The sequence below is a fragment of the Bradyrhizobium sp. BR14999 genome (assembly GCF_056106085.1).
In genome coordinates this window covers 8,761,522-8,778,324 of sequence record NZ_CM148536.1, presented here as the reverse complement: position 1 = coordinate 8,778,324, position 16,803 = coordinate 8,761,522, and the positions used below count along the sequence as shown (strand labels likewise).

Annotated in this window: 15 protein-coding genes and 1 pseudogene; 8 read left to right on the top strand and 8 right to left on the bottom strand. The window is 64.8% G+C overall.

What is annotated here, in order from left to right; genetic code table 11:
* Positions 1-15: 15 nt before the first annotated feature.
* Positions 16-996 (bottom strand): LysR family transcriptional regulator, encoded by a 981-nt coding sequence (locus tag ACR9YP_RS41040; protein ID WP_438105670.1) that lies wholly within the window; start codon positions 994-996, stop codon positions 16-18.
* A gap of 118 nt (positions 997-1,114) precedes the next feature.
* Here ACR9YP_RS41040 and ACR9YP_RS41035 point away from each other — a divergent pair, with 118 nt between their 5' ends.
* A complete protein-coding gene (locus ACR9YP_RS41035; protein ID WP_474221213.1) occupies positions 1,115-2,188 on the top strand; it encodes a 4-oxalomesaconate tautomerase in 1,074 nt (357 codons plus the stop codon).
* Positions 2,189-2,241: 53 nt separating this feature from the next.
* Positions 2,242-3,627, top strand: a complete 1,386-nt coding sequence (dctA, locus tag ACR9YP_RS41030; protein WP_438110584.1) for a C4-dicarboxylate transporter DctA — start codon at positions 2,242-2,244, stop codon at positions 3,625-3,627.
* A gap of 94 nt (positions 3,628-3,721) precedes the next feature.
* On the opposite strand, the gene ACR9YP_RS41025 is transcribed toward dctA, so the two are convergent.
* Positions 3,722-5,614, bottom strand: coding sequence for an AsmA family protein (locus tag ACR9YP_RS41025; RefSeq protein ID WP_474221212.1), 1,893 nt, complete (start codon positions 5,612-5,614; stop codon positions 3,722-3,724).
* Between the two features lie 272 nt (positions 5,615-5,886).
* Here ACR9YP_RS41025 and ACR9YP_RS41020 point away from each other — a divergent pair, with 272 nt between their 5' ends.
* Together ACR9YP_RS41020 and ACR9YP_RS41015 are read left to right on the top strand one after the other, a co-directional pair.
* Positions 5,887-6,594, top strand: a complete 708-nt coding sequence (locus ACR9YP_RS41020; protein WP_027573157.1) for a CoA transferase subunit A — start codon at positions 5,887-5,889, stop codon at positions 6,592-6,594.
* 68 nt (positions 6,595-6,662) lie between these two features.
* Complete coding sequence (locus ACR9YP_RS41015) at positions 6,663-7,313, top strand: 3-oxoacid CoA-transferase subunit B (protein WP_128940156.1); 651 nt, start codon at positions 6,663-6,665, stop codon at positions 7,311-7,313.
* Positions 7,314-7,514: 201 nt separating this feature from the next.
* On the opposite strand, the gene ACR9YP_RS41010 is transcribed toward ACR9YP_RS41015, so the two are convergent.
* The 4 genes and pseudogenes from ACR9YP_RS41010 to ACR9YP_RS40995 form a co-directional block, all read right to left on the bottom strand.
* Positions 7,515-8,393, bottom strand: coding sequence for an SUMF1/EgtB/PvdO family nonheme iron enzyme (locus ACR9YP_RS41010; protein ID WP_474218756.1), 879 nt, complete (start codon positions 8,391-8,393; stop codon positions 7,515-7,517).
* A 52-nt stretch (positions 8,394-8,445) separates the two neighbouring features.
* Complete coding sequence (gene nirK / locus ACR9YP_RS41005; protein ID WP_474218755.1) at positions 8,446-9,570, bottom strand: copper-containing nitrite reductase; 1,125 nt, start codon at positions 9,568-9,570, stop codon at positions 8,446-8,448.
* Between the two features lie 521 nt (positions 9,571-10,091).
* Positions 10,092-10,568 (bottom strand): annotated as a pseudogene (locus ACR9YP_RS41000) (copper chaperone PCu(A)C); the annotation flags it as partial.
* Positions 10,569-10,593: 25 nt separating this feature from the next.
* Positions 10,594-10,800, bottom strand: a complete 207-nt coding sequence (locus ACR9YP_RS40995) for a hypothetical protein (protein WP_370990290.1) — start codon at positions 10,798-10,800, stop codon at positions 10,594-10,596.
* Positions 10,801-11,007: 207 nt separating this feature from the next.
* On the opposite strand from ACR9YP_RS40995, the gene hemN reads away from it, so the two are divergent.
* Both hemN and ACR9YP_RS40985 read left to right on the top strand, forming a co-directional pair.
* A complete protein-coding gene (gene hemN / locus ACR9YP_RS40990; protein WP_474218754.1) occupies positions 11,008-12,360 on the top strand; it encodes an oxygen-independent coproporphyrinogen III oxidase in 1,353 nt (450 codons plus the stop codon).
* A 200-nt stretch (positions 12,361-12,560) separates the two neighbouring features.
* On the top strand, positions 12,561-12,758 hold the full coding sequence (locus tag ACR9YP_RS40985; protein WP_091888479.1) for a DUF1858 domain-containing protein: 198 nt from the start codon (positions 12,561-12,563) through the stop codon (positions 12,756-12,758).
* Between the two features lie 116 nt (positions 12,759-12,874).
* Here the strand turns inward: ACR9YP_RS40985 and ACR9YP_RS40980 are convergent, their stop codons facing one another.
* The gene (locus ACR9YP_RS40980; protein WP_091888281.1) at positions 12,875-13,585 is read right to left on the bottom strand and encodes a Crp/Fnr family transcriptional regulator; all 711 of its coding nucleotides are present in this window, start codon (positions 13,583-13,585) and stop codon (positions 12,875-12,877) included.
* Between the two features lie 129 nt (positions 13,586-13,714).
* On the opposite strand from ACR9YP_RS40980, the gene ACR9YP_RS40975 reads away from it, so the two are divergent.
* The gene (locus ACR9YP_RS40975; protein WP_438105664.1) at positions 13,715-14,926 is read left to right on the top strand and encodes an NnrS family protein; all 1,212 of its coding nucleotides are present in this window, start codon (positions 13,715-13,717) and stop codon (positions 14,924-14,926) included.
* Positions 14,927-14,928: 2 nt separating this feature from the next.
* Here the strand turns inward: ACR9YP_RS40975 and ACR9YP_RS40970 are convergent, their stop codons facing one another.
* Positions 14,929-15,951 (bottom strand): AraC family transcriptional regulator, encoded by a 1,023-nt coding sequence (locus tag ACR9YP_RS40970; protein WP_438105663.1) that lies wholly within the window; start codon positions 15,949-15,951, stop codon positions 14,929-14,931.
* 200 nt (positions 15,952-16,151) lie between these two features.
* Here ACR9YP_RS40970 and ACR9YP_RS40965 point away from each other — a divergent pair, with 200 nt between their 5' ends.
* Positions 16,152-16,772, top strand: a complete 621-nt coding sequence (locus tag ACR9YP_RS40965; protein WP_438105662.1) for a response regulator transcription factor — start codon at positions 16,152-16,154, stop codon at positions 16,770-16,772.
* Positions 16,773-16,803 lie beyond the last annotated feature (31 nt).

Genomic DNA, 16,803 nt, shown 5'->3' with positions numbered 1-16,803 from the left:
TCTGCCGGCGAGCTATCAGCGTTTCCGCTTCAGACCCGTCGAAGCTGTATTTGAACTTGCCTCGGCGGATCGGGACCGCGGCTTGCCTTGCCCGCTTGTCCGGAAAGGAGAGCGCCATGCCTCGAGCAGCATCTTGAGAAATTGGCTGGCATGAGGGGATAGTGTCGCCCCGCGCCTGCGCACGATTCCGATCGTCCGCGACACTTCCGGCTCGATCAACCGAAGGGTGTGAATGATCGGATGGCCGGCGGCTGGCGTCGCGAGCTTCGGTAGCACGGCGATTCCGAGTCCCGCTTCGACGAGGCCAAGCGAACCAGAGAGATGCGCGACTTCATAGGACCAGTTCAGCTGCAGGCCGTGTCGCGCCAGCGCATTGTCGATCAACGCGCGATTGCCGCTGTTGCGACCGACGGTGATGACCCGGTGCGGCACGATCTCCGACCAACTGACCTGTTTGCGCGATGCCAACGGATGGTCATGACGGCAGGCCAGGACGAAAGGATCCTCAACCAGTTTCTCAAATTCAATTTCGGCATGCGAAGCACCAATGAAATTGATGCCGAAGTCGGCTTCGCCGCGCGCGACAGCTTCCAATCCCTCATTGGCACCGATGTCCAGAATCCGGATGCGAATGCGCGGATACGCTTCGGCAAATCGGCCGATCGCTCGCGGCAGGAAATAGAACACCGCTGTCGGCACCGCAGCCACCGAGACCAAGCCTGAACTTCGCGCGCCGATATCCTGGATGGCGAGCACCGAGGTCTCGAACTCGTCGATGAGGCGGCGCACCTTCGGCAGGAAGTCACGGCCGGTCATGGTGAGATTAACGTGGCGCGTCGACCGCTCGAGCAACGGCGCGCCGAGGCTTTCTTCCAGCTTCTGAATACGTCGGCTGAGCGCTGGTTGAGACAGGTTCAGCGCCTTGGCGGTCCGGACAAAGCTTCCCGTCTCCGCGACGGTGATGAACGCCCTGAGGTCGAGCAGTTCTGCGTTCATGGCAGGACTCCATTATTTCTGTAAACGAAATAATACATCAGATATTTGCATTTCACAAAAGAGTTCAGAGGGAGGATGCTTCGGTTCGGGCGAAGATGTCGCCGAACGGAAGAACTCCATGAACGATCAGATTGCCATTCCCTGTGTGGTCATGCGCGGGGGCACCTCGCGCGGACCGTTTTTCCTGGCCCGCGATCTTCCCGCCGACCCCAGGTCGCGCGACGCGGTCCTGTTGTCTGTGATGGGAGGTGGGCACGATCTTGGAATCGATGGAATCGGCGGCGGCAATGCCGTTATCAACAAGGTCGCGATCATCGGACCGGCAACGGTGCCCGGCGCCGACGTTGACTACCTGTTTGCCCAGGTACGTGTTCGTGAAGGGATCGTCGATACCTCGCCGAACTGCGGAAACATGCTGGCGGCGGTGGGACCGTTCGCAATCGAGGCCGGCCTGGTCGCCGCGACCGCAGATCGCACCCATGTCCGCATCCACAATGTCAACACCGGCAAGCTGATTGATGCGACCGTTGCCACCCCCGGAGGGCGGGTGACTTACGAGGGCGAGGCGCGGATCGACGGCGTACCGGGAACGGCCGCGCCCATCGAACTGTCTTTCCCCAACGCGGCCGGCGCACGCACCGGTCGCCTGCTGCCGACGGGACGTCCGATCGACCGCATCGAAGGAATCGATTTGACCTGCATCGACGCGGCGATGCCGGTCATGCTGGTCCGCGCGTCGGATCTGGGATGGACCGGCCGTGAGACACCTTCGGACTTTGCCGACAGCGGCTTCCGCGCGCGTCTCGAGAACTTGCGCATCGAGGCCGGCCGCCTGATGGGTTTTCCAAATTCCGCGACAATGGTGATCCCGAAGCCGGTTCTGATTGCGTCTGCGGGCGAGGCGACGTTGAACACCCGATACTTCATGCCGCATGACTGCCATGGCGCGTTGGCCGTGACCGGTGCTGTCGCGATCGCGACAGCGTGCCTCACGCCCGGAACGATCGCCGCAGACATGGTGGGACCGCTGGCGCTGCCGGTGCCGATCACGCTCGCCCATCCCTCCGGCCAGCTCGTGGTTCGGCTGGAGCCCGGTCCGGTCGCCCGGGTGCAGCGGACTGCCCGGCGGATCTTCGAGGGCCACGTCTTCGCCCGCCGGTCGCACGTGCCTCATTCGGTCTTGGCGGCCTGAAGCCCGCCGCCTCCGCAGCCATCAAGAAAATCAGAGCCATGGGAGAAACGAGAATGCACAAGCAAGCGCTGGTTGGACAGCCGAACACCGAGGCGCGGAAGCCATTCTACCGGATTCTCTACGTCCAGGTGCTGATCGGTCTCCTGCTGGGCGTCCTCACGGGCCATTTCTGGCCTGAATTTGGTGCGGCGCTGAAGCCCTTCGGAGACGGCTTCGTCAAGCTGGTCAAGATGATGATCGCGCCGATCGTGTTTTGCACCATCGTCAGCGGCATCAACAGCATCAGCGATTCCCGCGAGGTCGGCCGCACGCTGGTGAAATCCATGGCGCTGTTCTACCTGCTGACCGTGCTCGCGCTGCTGGCCGGGCTGATCGCCGTGTCGCTGATCCAGCCGGGCGCGGGCATGCATGTTTCCGTCAATACGCTGGACCCGTCGGTGGCTGCGAAATTCACCAAGCAGGCAGGTGCGACCGGATTTGCGGACTTCATGCTGCACATCATCCCGCATTCGTTCTTTGGAGCGTTTGCCGATGGCGAAGTGCTGCCGGTGCTACTGATCTCCGTCCTGATCGCCTTTGGCTTAAGCCGCGCCGGCGATGGGGGTGTCGTGGTGACAAAGGCAGTCGCCTCGTTCTCACACGTGCTGTTTGTATCCTTCGGCTTCATCATGAAGCTCGCGCCGCTCGGCGCCTTTGGCGCCATGGCGTTCACAGTAGGCCGCTACGGCATCCGCTCGATTGGTTCGCTCGGACTGCTGATCCTGACATTCTATATCGCCTGCTCCGTCTTCGTGGTCGTCGTGCTTGGTACGCTGGCGCGGCTGAACGGCTTCAGCCTATGGAAGACCATCCGCTACTTCAGGGAAGAACTGCTGATCGTGCTCGGCACGTCGTCGTCGGAGCCGGCACTGCCTGGCGCGCTGCGCAAGCTGGAGCAGCTCGGATGCCGGAAAGGCGTGTCAGGGCTCGTGTTGCCGATGGGCTACTCTTTCAATCTGGACGGCAGCGCCATTTATCTCACCTTGGCCTCCATCTTCATTGCGCAGGCCTGTGACATTCACCTGTCATGGGGTCAGATCGCGGCGATGCTCGGACTGATGCTGCTGACGTCCAAGGGGGCGGCCGGCGTCACCGGCAGCGGCTTCGTCGCGCTTGTCGCGACCCTCTCCGTGATGCCGGATTTGCCCGTGACCGGCGTGGCGCTGCTTGTCGGCATCGACCGCTTCATGTCGGAGGCGCGGGCGCTGACCAGCATGATCAGCAACTGTGTCGCGTCCATCACCGTTTCGCTGTGGGAGGACGCCTGTGACCGCGAGGTGCTGGCCCGTGAACTGGGGCAGAGCGGCACTGTCACGGCCGCGGCCGGGACGAAGATCGGGGAGGCAGCGCTGGTGCGGGAGGACAAGAGCTGGATCTCGACGACGCAATCGGCCGCTTGACGCAGCGTTTGCAAATCGGTCGCAGTATTCAGCTTGGCAAATCGAGCCCGTGGCCCGCAGGCTGCCGACCCCTAAGAGAGCGACGTTGATCACTCTAGTTGGATTTGGCGCTGTCCTTCGCATTCTCCGCCGTCGGCGATCCATCCTGCGCGGGGCGCTTTCCGCCCCCGGTGATGCGCTGCTTCAGGAGATCGAGGAAGGGCGACGCCGCTGGCGACTGGCGGATCAAGCTTTCGGGGTCGGGGAAAATCAGGGGATCGTCCCAGGGCCCCTGCACCATGAAGGGCAATTGAAAGCCGGACGTCGTGTTGAGGCTCGCCACGCCCTTCATGTCGTATTCGCGCGTCGGCACCGAGGCGGTGCCGGTCATCGTGATCTTCGCCGCGGGCCCTTCGATGCGGATGTCCTCGGCGGTCGCGATCCCGTCGGCGAATTTCACCGCGATGGTGAGATTGTTATAAGGGGTCGAGCCGTTGCGGAAATTGCCGCCGCCGGACAGCGGCCGCCGCTCCAGACGCTTCAGCAGTTGCTCGGCGTTGAAGCCCGCGATCGCGCCGTCATGCCCGGTCACGGTAGCTGTCCCGTCGAGCGACTGCACGAGACCGAACGGACTCGAGCCGGAGGCGAGGAGAGAGACGTTGATGTTGCCGCGCCCCGAGAGCTTGCTGATGCCGAACAGCTCGGTGGCGCAGGCCTGCAGATCGACATCGGTGAACTGGAACTGCGCCTTGATGTCGGCGACGCTGTCGGCGCGCGCGATGCCGAACGAGCCTCTGGCGATGCCGCCAAAGATCTGGGCCTCGCCCACCGAGAGCGCCAGCGTGCCGTTACGCAAATTGGCGCCGATCGCGGTGCGGCCGAGCTTCGACGGGCCGACCGTCAGCTTTGCCGCCGACAGGCGCATGTCGAGGTCGGTGGTCGATAATCCGTTGAGATCGAACAACTGTCTGTTCCAGTCGCGCGCTCCGCTCGCGAGCAGGCGGAAGGTCGAGATATAAGGCGTGAAGTCGAGCGCGTCGGCGGCGAGCGTCGCCTGCAGCGTCTGCCGGCCGTTATTGGCGTAGGTCATGACGCCCTCGGCGGTATTGCCGTCGAGCTCGACATTGACGTTGGTGAGCGCGATCGAGGCACCCACGACGTTGGCGCGCGCCTTCAGCGCGAAACGGCCGAAGCCGCCGCTGCCCGGCTGCGGCTGTCCGGTCCAGCGCAGGGCGTTGCGCAAGGACGGGCTGTCGATGGTGAGGGTGCCTTCCATCATCGGGCTGGTGCGGTTGGCGACGCTGCCGTCGAAGGCGAGCTTGAGCGGCGCGCTCGCGATCCGCGCCTTCAACCCCGACCGCTCGCCGGAGAGGGCGGCGACGAAATCGGAAAAGCTGATCGAGCCGTCGACGCGCTCGCCGCGCCAGTCGAACTGTCCGGTCGCGGCAAAGGAGCGCGAGATCGAGGGCCAGGCCAGCGACAGGTCGATGTCCTCGAGCTTCTCGGCGGCGTGCGTGGCGGCGTCCTCGTAATTGAGTACGCCGTCCTGGATCCTGATCTCGGAGAACGACACCTGGTTGTCGGCGCCGGGCTTCATGGTGCGTGCAATGGTCTGGATGAAGGGTGTCCAGTTGCTCTCGCCGTCCGGCTTCAGGCTGACATGGATGCGCGGCCGCAGCAGCGCCAGGTCGGCGATCTCGAATCGTTGCAGCAGCAGCGGCAGCAGCCGCAAATTGGCGGTGAGCACGTCGACATGGAGCGCGGGATCGTTGGCACCGCCGCCCTTGAGACCGACGTCGCGGAAGGAGATGTAGCTCGCCGGCAGGACCGAAATGTCGATGTTGCCTGCGACACTGAGCTCGAGCCCGGTCACGTCGCGGATCTGCGCTTCCACCGCCTTGCGCAGCGCGTCACGGTTGATGAGCCAGGAGGTCGCGATCAAGGCTATCAGCGCCACGCCGAGCAGCGCCGCGATCGGCGTCCCGAGGCGCTTCATTCCTTGGGCCATGGTCAATGGCATGTCCTGATCGGGTTGGTCGTTGGAGCCAGAAGGGCGGGTCGGGAAACCTGCGTGCCCACGCCCAACCCCCGCAACTTGATGGGTTTTCTTGTCGCTTTCAAGGCCGCGGGCGATTCTGCCCACGGCGTGGGCAGCTTCTACCACCCGGGGGCGGAACGGAGAACCCCGTATCATTGACGGCCTCGGAGAATTTCGCCTAATAATCGCCGCCAATAAGGCGCGACGCCCGCAAGCCGAAGGTTCAGTCGAAGGTCATTTGCATGAACAAGGTCTATCCCGACGCCAAGTCGGCTCTCGACGGCATTCTCAAAGACAACATGATGATCATGTCGGGCGGCTTCGGCCTCTGCGGCATCGCCGAGGAGCTGTCGGACGCGATCCGGGAGTCCGGCGTCAAGGGCCTGACGGTGGTCTCCAACAATGCCGGCGTCGACGGCATCGGGCTCAGCCGCCTGTTGGAAACCCGGCAGATCAAGAAGATGATCTCGTCCTATGTCGGCGAGAACAAGCTGTTCGCCCAGCAATTCCTCGCCGGCGAGCTGGAACTCGAATTCAATCCGCAGGGCACGCTGGCCGAGCGCATTCGCGCCGGCGGCGCAGGCATCCCGGCCTTCTACACCAAGACCGGCGTCGGCACGCTGATCGCCGAAGGCAAGGAAGTGAAGGAGTTCGACGGTGAGAAGTATCTGATGGAGCGCGGCCTGTTCGCCGACCTCGCCATCGTGCATGCCTGGAAGGGCGACACCGCCGGCAACCTCATCTATCGCAAGACCGCGCGCAACTTTAACCCGATGATGGCGACCGCCGCCAAGATCACGGTGGCCGAGGTCGAGCATCTGGTTCCGGCCGGTGAACTCAATCCCGACCACATTCACACGCCCGGCATTTTCGTGAAGCGCATCGTCGAGGTCGGCACGGCCAAGAAGCGCATCGAATTCCGCAACACCCGCCCGCGCACCAGCGCATGATCCGGAAAAGTGGAAGCCGGTTTTCCGATCAGATCATGCGCCACTAAAGAATCGACAGGAGCACAACGATGGCCTGGACCCGTGAACAGATGGCCGCGCGCGCCGCGAAGGAATTGCGCGACGGCTATTACGTCAATCTCGGCATCGGCATCCCGACGCTGGTCTCGAACTACATCCCCCACGGCATGGACGTCAGCCTCCAGAGCGAGAACGGCATGCTCGGCATGGGCCCGTTCCCCTATGAAGACGAGGTGGACGCGGACCTGATCAACGCCGGCAAGCAGACCGTGAGCGAGCTGCCCTCGACGTCCTATTTCTCGAGCGCCGATTCCTTCGGCATGATCCGCGGCGGCCACATGGATCTTTCGATCCTCGGCGCGATGCAGGTGGCCCAGAACGGCGATCTCGCCAACTGGATGATCCCCGGCAAGATGGTCAAGGGCATGGGCGGCGCGATGGACCTCGTCGCCGGCGTCAAGCGCGTCGTCGTGGTGATGGAGCATTCCGCCAAGGACGGTCCGAAGCTCCTGAAGAAGTGCAATCTGCCGCTCACCGGCGAGCGCGTGGTCGACATGGTGGTCACCGATCTTGCCGTCTTCACCATCGACAAGCACGGCGACGGCGGCATGGCCCTGATCGAACTCGCTGACGGCGTCACGCTCGACGAGGTCAAGGCCAAGACCGAAGCCGAATTCCGCGTCGCGCTGAAGAATACGTAACGCAGCTGGAAGTAGTTGCGAATGGCCGGGCTTGCCCGGCCATTTTCGTTTGAACGTGCGGGTCAGGCGGGTGATCGGGCCTGGGAGGTCGCGAGGCGGCAGGTCGCTTCTACATCCCCGGTGTCGTCCTGGCCTAGTGCGCAATTGCGCACTAGGCCAGGACGACATTGGAGAGGCACGAGCGCGCTCCCGCTACCAGCGTCAAGACCGCGCCGACCACACCTTGCCCCAGCGCGCCGACACGCTCGCGACCCACGACCTTTCCTCCCGCACCAGGCGGAAGCCGAGATTGGCGGGCGGCACGCCTTGCGCGCAGCCGCCGGCGCGGGCGTCGCGGATGAAATCGGTGACATAGGCGCGGTGCGCGCCCTCTGCGACGCGCACGCCGCAATTCACGGTCGGGCGGATGGCATTGCCGGTCTCGTCGACCCGCGAGCGCACGAAGCAGGTCGAGGTCCATTCCCAGACGTTGCCGGAGATGTCTTCGAGACCGTGCTCGTTGACGCCGAACTTGCCGAACGGATAGGCGGTGGTGTCGGCGAGGTCGCGCTCGGACTCACGCTCGTAGCGGCTGATCCAGCGCCTCGAAGGATCGCTTGCGTCGACCGGCACGCCGTCATCCTTAAAACGGCTGCCGGCGGCAAATGCCCATTCTTCGTCGCTCGGCAGGCGATAATGCCTGCCGGTCTTGCGCGACAGCCAGCCCGCATAGGCTTCGGCGTCGTACCAGCTCACCTGGACCGCAGGGCGATCGGGCGCGACGACGATGTCGCGGCCCAGCGCGCGGCATGCGCCATCCTGCACGCAGAGCTGAAAGTCGGCGGAGGAGACCTGTTCGCGCATGATGTGAAGCGGTCTGTTGAACCGCAGCTTTCGCAGCGGCGCTTCGGCCTGCTGCCCGGCGCGCGTGAAATCACCGGCCTCGCGATAGACCAAGCTGCCGGCGGCGATCTCGACGATCGCCGGCTCGCCGCCCGCGCGCGGGGTCGCCATCTCGGAGACCAGAGGCGCGACCGCCAGCGGTCCCGCGAGTCCGGCCGCGCAGGCCAGCGCCAACTTCAGCTTGAATGCGATCAGCATGGTGATCCCCGCAAAGAAAAAGGGGCCGGCGATTTGCCGGCCCCTCTGTTTGTCAGTTGGTCTTGCGGCCGGTCTCCAGCGCGCCCTGCGTCTGCGCCGGAATTTCGGCCGGCGCCTTCACCTGGGTCATCAGATCATCGTTCCATTTGCCTTCGACCTTGAAGTGCGCGGTGGCGCCGAGATCTGCGGCCTCGATCAGGTTATGCGTGACGTAGGCGTAGATGCCGGGCTGCTGGAATTTGTACAGCGACGCGCCCGCAGAACCGCCGCGGATGAACCAGGTCTCGAGCCCGACTTCGGGGGCATTGCCGAATTTGCCGGTCTCCCAGACATAGTCGCCATGGCCGCCGATCAGGTGCGGACGGCTGTCGCGGTTGGCCTGCGAATGCACGATCAGCACGTTTTCGCCGACATTGGCGGTCAGCGCGTTCTTGCCGGTCAGCGCGCCGGCCTTGCCGTTGAACACGACATGGGTCGGCGTGAGCTTCTTCATCACTTCTTCGGTCTCGGTGAAGGCTTCACCGGGCGAATCGTAGGACTTGAAATTGCCCTTCTCGTCGCGCGGCACGTACATGTCCTGCTCGCCGATATAGTAGACCTTGTCGTATTTCAGCGCGTGGCCCTTGCCGTCGTTCAGTCCGTCGCGCGGCAGCACCATCACGGCGCCGTTCATGCCGGAGACGACATGCCAGGGGATCATCGGGCCGCCCGGCGCGCAGTGATAGACGAATACGCCGGTCTTGGTCGCCTTCCAGCGCAGCACGACCTGCTCGCCGGGATTGACCAGCGTGAGCGCACCGCCGCCGAGCGCACCGGTCGCGGAATGGAAGTCGATGTTGTGCGGCATGGTGTTGGTGGCGGGATTGACCAGCGTCGTCTCGACGTAGTCGCCCTCATGCACGACCATCAGCGGTCCCGGCATCGAGCCGTTGAAGGTCATCGCCTGGAAGGTGGTGCCTTTCTCGTCGATGACGACCTTCTTCTCCTCGATGGTGAGCTTGAACTCGATGATCTTGGGGCCCTGCTTGGTCGCTTGCTCGTGCGCATGCACGAAAGGCGGAGCGACCAGCTCGACCTTCTGTCGAGGCAGTTTGAGATCATCAGCGGCCAAAGCGGGGGTCGCCAACATCAGCGCAGTCGCGGCGGCGCCGATCAGTGCAGCTCTGCGGGTGAACATCGGAAGCATCCTTCATCTGAAATGGTTTTGATGACGGATGCAGTGTGCGCCGATCACAGCAAGATGATTTGCGCTGCAACAACCTTCAGCCAGATTTGCCTCCGCGACAGTACTTAGGTCGCTTACCGGAGTAGTATTGGCGACACGACGTTGACCGCGTCCGAGGACGTGATGCGGATGTCGAGGCCGAGCGACCAGCGTCCCGACAACGGCGCCGACATTGTGACGCGCCACTGATCGTGACCGACACGTTCGGCGTTTGCCGTCACCGGCGCCACGCCATGCTCGGGATTGCCGAGCGTGACCGCCACTGCGTCGGCGCCCAGCGGCAACTCGTTCGCATCTTCGAGCTGGATCGCGATCTCGACCGGCCCGGCGCGACCGGGCGAGACCGTGACGTTCGCCATGGCCTTCTCGGCGTGAAGATGGGTGAAGAAGCTCTCGTCCGCCTCGGACGTTGCCGCGGGCGGCGCCGACATCGTTTGTTTCGGCTGCGGCGCGGGCTCGGCGGCCTGCTTGCTGCCGGCTTTGTCCGGCGCCTGTGCGCCGATGGCCTGCACGTCGAGCATCACCGTCACGTCGCCGGCATGTTCGAACGACAGCGTCACCGGCACCTCGTCGCCCACGCGCAGCGGTGCGTCGAGCCCGATGAACATCAGGTGTCCGCCGCCGGGTGCGAGCGAGAGGGATTGGCCGGGCGCGATGACGAGTCCGTTGTCCAGTGGACGCATGGTCATGACGCCGTCGTTGACGGCCATCTCGTGGATTTCGGTTCTCAGCGCATGCGCGGTCGATGCGGTCTTCAACCGCTCCGGTGCGAGCCCTCTGTTCTCGATCGTGAGATAGCCGCCGGCGACTCTGGCGCCACCAGGCGTCGCCCGGCTCCATGCTGCGGTGATGACGAGATCGCCACAGGTCGTGTCGGCGGCGAAGGCGGGCGGCCCGGCAAGGCACGACAAGGCGACCGCGCCGGCGAGGATGCGTCTGGATGAGATCATGATCGAGGCTTTCGCGAAGATGCGACTAGAGCAGCTGTATGGCGAGAAAGACCGTTGCCCAGACCGCCAGCGACAGCACGATGAAGACAGCGATTGCGGCGGCCAGAGCGCGCGCGATGCCGACAGGGCCGGTCGCTGGAGCTGCCGGGACGGGGCGGAAGTCGTCGAAGCGCGGGATATGGCCGCGGACATCGAGCAGGGACAGGATCAATTCGAGTGCGAGAAGCCTCATGGCAAACGCTCCGGATGGCCGTGCGATCGACCATAAGCATGGCGCGGAACCGGTCATTGCGCTTTGCGCGAGCGCAATGTTTGCCCTCGCCGCTCCATCCGGACTTTGCGCGAGCGCAAGGTCGCCGGCGCGAATCCGGGTTAGCTGAATGCATTCCGTGACTCGCCGCGGCGTCAGCAAGCGGCCGAATTTACGAATGGGTAAGATATGAGAGCTGATCTCGCGGTGAGCTACGGCGACGAACGGTTGCCGCGCTACACGAGCTACCCGACCGCACCGCACTTTTCGCCTGCGATCGGTGGAGACACCTACGCCGGGTGGCTTGCCGAGCTCCCGGCGGGCGCCAGCGCGTCGCTCTATCTGCACGTGCCGTTTTGCCGCGAGATGTGCTGGTATTGCGGCTGCCATACCCAGATCGTCCGCCGCGACGATCTGATCGCGGCCTATCAGCGGACATTGCGCAGCGAGATCGTGCAAGTGGCCGACACCATCGGCCGCCGCATCAAGGTCGAGCATATTCATTTCGGCGGCGGCACGCCGACGATCATGGCGCCGGAAGCTTTCGCCGAGTTGATGGCAACGATGCGCCAGGCATTCTTCGTGCTGCCCACGGCCGAGATCGCGGTCGAGATCGATCCTCGGACGCTGACCGCCGACATGGTGGAGGCGATGCGGCTCTCCGGCGTCAACCGCGCGAGCCTCGGGGTTCAGAGTTTCGATCCCGTCGTGCAACGCGCGATCAACCGCGTGCAGCGTTTCGAGCAGACGGCTTGCGTCGTCGACATGCTCAGGCGCGCCGATATCGCGGGAGTGAATTTCGACCTGATCTACGGGCTGCCGCACCAGACCGTCGCCTCGTGCCTGGACACGGTCCGGCGCGCGCTCGCGCTCGCGCCCGACCGCTTCTCGGTGTTCGGCTATGCCCATGTGCCTGATTTCAAGAAGCATCAGCGCATGATCAACGAGGCCGTCCTGCCCGACGGCCCTGCGCGTCACGACCAGGCTTGCGCGATCGCGAATGCGCTGAAGGAGGCCGGCTACGTGCAGATCGGGCTCGATCATTTCGCGCGACCCGACGATTCCATGGCCGTGGCCTTCGAGGAGCGGACGCTGCGGCGCAATTTCCAGGGCTACACCACAGACAAGGCCGAGGTGCTGCTCGGTTTCGGCGCGAGCGCGATCGGACACCTGCCGCAAGGTTACGTCCAGAACGAGGTGCAGATCGGCGCCTACGCGCAGTGCATCGGCGCTGGCCGTCTCGCCACCGCGAAGGGCTATGGGCTTACCGATGATGACCGGCTGCGCGCCGACATCATCGAGCGTATCATGTGCGAGTTCGGCGCCGATCTCGGCGACATCTGCGCGCGCCATGGCGCAGAGCCCGAGGCGATGCTGAAATCGGCGTCGCGTCTGAAGCCGCTGATCTCTGACGGCGTCGTGAGGCTGGACGGCGATAAGCTCGCGGTCGCCAGGGACTCGCGCTTCCTGGTCCGCAGCGTCGCGGCGGCGTTCGACGCGCATCTGGATCCAGGAAAGCAGCTGCACAGCCGAGCGGTTTAGACGCTCTCTCCGTCATTCCGGGGCGCTCCTCTTTGGCGCGAGCCCGGAATCCATTGTTCCACATCACGCGCTGCACAATGGATTCCGGGCTCGTGCTGCGCGCGCCCCGGAATGACGCGTTGGTGAGTTGGCAACAGCTTGCGCTTCAACAAAGAAACTCCGCCCCGCTCCGCTATCGTCGTTTCGGAACGGAGTTGTCCATGTCTTTCCGATCCGACGATCTGGTCGATGACATCATGCGCACGGCGCCGCACACGATCCGTGTGTTTCTCGCCTTCAGGATGGCCTGCGTCGGCTGCCCGATCGCGACCTTCCACACGGTGGATGACGCCTGCCGCGAGCATGGCATCGACCGCGAGAAATTCCTCGCCGCGCTCTGCGACTGCGTGCCGGCGTGAGGTGGTCCGGAATTCGCGCGGGCGCGTGCGGATTCCCGGGTGAGGGCGCGCTTTCGCCGTAAGCGGAGCGCCCCTCGCTCCTATCTTGCAGGCAGGGAAACGCCCTGGCGCGGCTCTCACGCCGCGCCGCTGTCGGGGCTCCGCTCCGCCAGCACGACGATCCTGTGCGGTTCGCGCAGGATGATGCGCTGACGGCCGCTCTCGACGAGACCCTGGCTCTCCCAGCCACTCAGGATACGGCTGACGGTGTGCAGCGTGGTGCCGGTCATCTGCGCGATGTCCTGGCGGCTGATCGGGAAGTCGATCTCGATGCCGTGATCGAGCTTCTTGCCGGACTGCTTGGCGAGGCGCAGCAGCACATGCGCGACGCGCTGCTCGACCTGTTGGGTCGACATTTCCAGGATGCGGGTGTGGCTCTCCTGGAGACGCGTGCCGACCGTCTGGAGCGTGTTGGCGGCGAGCGAGGGAAACCGCTCGATCAGCCGCGGCCAGGCAGAGGTCGGCCAGATCAGCACCACGCTGTCGTCGACCGCCATCGCCGTCGCCGGATAGTGCGCGGCTCCGATCGCCATCGCGAGGCCGAATGTCTCGCCGGGCGCGACATAGCGCACCACGATCTGCTCGCCGGTCGGCGTTGTCTTGGCGGCCCGGACGTGGCCGTGCAGCAGCAGGAAGAAGGACTGCGCGTCCGCCCCCTGCTCGAAGATGGTGCTGTTCTTGGGGTAACGCGCCGAGCGGGCCTCGCGCAGGATTTCCTCGAGGTCCTCCGGCTTGACGCCCCCAAACAGCGGCAGATGCGCAACCAGCGATGTGTCGACCTTGGCCATTCTGTCTCCTTGGCGCTGGGGAGTGTGATGGCACCTGCAATCGTCCAACAGTTTGCGATAGCGCAAAACGGGCCGGCCGGGCGGCAGTATTTTTCCAGACACCGGTTTGAATTTCCAGGAGTTGACCCCATGGCTGGCGCCCGATCCCGCAACTTTGAGGGCTGGCCGCTGTTTGCGAACAGCTTTCGGCCCTTTTTCCTGTTCGCCGCGATCCAGGCCGCCGTGTCGATCCTGGTCTGGCTGCCGATGTTCTATGGCGAGCTGTCGGTGACATCAGCCTTCGCACCGCGCGACTGGCATGTCCACGAGATGCTTTACGGCTTCCTGCCTGCGGTGATCACCGGATTCCTGTTCACGGCGATCCCGAACTGGACCGGGCGGTTGCCGATCCAGGGTACCTCGCTGGGGGCGCTGCTGGTGGTCTGGCTTGCCGGGCGCATTGCGGTGATGCTGTCGGCCGACACGGGCTGGGTGTTCGCGCTCCTCGTCGATGCAGCCTTCCTGGCGCTGGTCGTCGCAGCCGCGGCGCGCGAGATCGTCGCAGGCGGTAACTGGCGCAACCTGCCTGTGGTGGCGCTCGTGCTGGTGCTGCTTGCCGGCAACATCGCCTTTCATCTCGAAACGCACTTCGAAGGCACGGCCGATATCGGCATCCGCGTCGGCATCGGCGTGGTCGTGCTACTGATCGCGCTGATCGGCGGCCGCATCATCCCGAGCTTCACCCGCAACTGGCTGGTCAAGTTCAATCCCGGCCGCCTGCCGGTGCCGTTCGGACGCTTCGACGGCGCGGTGATCGGATGCAGCGCGCTCGCGCTCATCTCGTGGATCGTGGCGCCATTGAATGCCGTCACCGGCGTCGCGATGGCGCTCGTCGGCGTGCTGCACCTGGTGCGGCTCGCGCGCTGGGCCGGCGACCGCACCTTCCGCGAACGGCTGCTCTTGATCCTCCACGTCGGCTATTTTTTTGTGCCGCTCGGCTTCATCCTGCATGCGCTGGCTGCCTTCGGCGCGCTGCTGCCGAGTGCGGGCATTCACGCCTGGATGGCCGGGGCGGCCGGAACCATGACGCTCGCGGTGATGACGCGCGCGAGCCTCGGTCACACCGGGCAGGCGCTGACGGCTTCGCCGGCGACACAGGGGATCTACGTCGCGATCATCGTCACGGCGCTGGCGCGGATCGCCGCGGTGGTACTGCCTGCGCACAGTGGCGCCCTGCTGCACATTGCCGCCTGCGGCTGGGTCGTCGCATTCCTCGGATTTGCCATTGCGTTCGGCCCGCTGCTTGCCGGCAGCCGCCGGCGCGCGCTTGCCATCATGGGCGTGCCGGTCCCGGCACGCTGAGTTTACGCCGCCGTCTCCGAGGGCACCTCGCCCCGCATGCCCTTGCGCCATTCGGTGACGGTGCAGCCGAAACGGCCGCGGAACCAGCGTGCCATGGCGCTCTGCGCGGAGAAGCCGAGCTGCATGGCGACGTCGGCCAGCGGCCGGCGCGTGTCGTCGATCAGTTGGATCACGAGATAGGCGCGCTGTGCATCGAGGATGGCCGAGAAGCTGGTGCCTGATGCAGCAAGGCGCCGGTGGATGGTGCGCCGGGTGCAGGCGAGATGCTCGGCCACGCGCTCGACGGTGCAATCGCCACTGGCGAGCAGGCTACGCACGACCTCGTCGACCTTTGCCTCCCAGCTTGCGGGGCGCGTCTCGATCGCCTCGATTCGCTTGCGTAGATAATTCGCGATCAGCGGATGCGCGCTCGGGATCCGGCGCTCCATGTCGTGCGCCGACAACAGGATCGCATCGTCATCCGCATTGAAGGTGACGCGGCAGCCGAAGAACTCGCGATAGCGCTTGCGGTCGTGCGGCGGCGGATAATGCAGGTGCACCTCCAGCGGCCGCCAATCGCTGCTGAACAGCGACTGGATGATGCGGTGGACGCTGCCGAGTGCCATGTCGATGGCCTGACGCGGCGCGCTCGGCTGCCGGCCGCGCAGATGCAGCGTGACGGTCACGGTGTGCTTGTCGTGCGCAACATCGAGCCGCATGCCCTCGTGATGGACATGAATGAAGCGTGAGAATGCTGCGATGGCCTCGCCGACTGTCGCCTGTTCGCGCACGATCAAACCGACCGCGCCGAAATTGGTCAGGCCGCCCCGCTCGGCAAGGCGCAAGCCGAAATCTTCGGCGCCGGATGCCTCGGCCGACAATTCGAGCAGGCGGCGCAGGCCGGCGACGGCGATCGGCGTGTCGGGCTTGTCGAGGCAGGCCAGCGGCAGTCGGACCTTGCGCATCATCTGCCTGGGGTCGAGTCCGACCGACCGGGCGACCTCCGGATAATAGCTCAAGCCTGCGCTGCGAATGAGGTCGGTCATGCGACCCGTTCCGCCATTCCCGAGGGGATGTCCCGAAATGTAAAGTTTATGTCCCCATCCGTCAAATCCGGGAACGCGTTGGAACATACATAGGGGAAACCGAAGCACTGGCGTGAATGCCGTGCTCACGAGGGCGCGGTAGGCGACGGGGCCCGCTGCCGTCTCGGGCCATTTGACCAAGACATTGCTGGATCGGGATGATGCCGGGAAACATGGTTTCCAAGGGTAAGGTGTTCATCATTGAAACTGACGCGGTCTCCCGCGAGCAGCTTTCGACCGCGCTTCGACAGAGCGCCTATGACGTGATCTGCTTCGCCGATGGCGCCTCGCTGCTGTCGGAGGCGAGAGCGCGGATGCCGGCCTGCGTGCTGCTGGAGATGCCGCCAGATCGCTCCGGCCTCGACGTGCTCAAGCGGCTGCGCGAGGAAAACTGCATGGCGCCGGTGCTGGTGACCTCGGCGAACGGCAGCATTTCCATGGCGGTCGACGCCATCAAGAGCGGCGCGGCCGACTTCATCGAAAAGCCGTTCCGCGGCCGTGACATCGTCGATCGGATCGATGCTGCGATCGACGAGTTCGCGCAGCCCGGCTCGAGCCGGCAGCGCTGGCTGCCCGGCTGCGAACCCCTCACCGCGCGCGAAGGCGCGGTGCTCGAGCATCTCGCCGCGGGCCTGACCAACAAGGAAATCGCCCGGCGCATGCATCTGAGCGCGCGGACCGTCGAGGGCTACCGCGCCAGCATCCTGAGGAAGGCTGGCGCCCGCAACGTGACCGATCTGCTCCGCCGCATCTTCGGCCAGGGCTCGCCAACCCAGATCTGAGGCCTGGCGGGACCATAACGTGTTCCGCGGC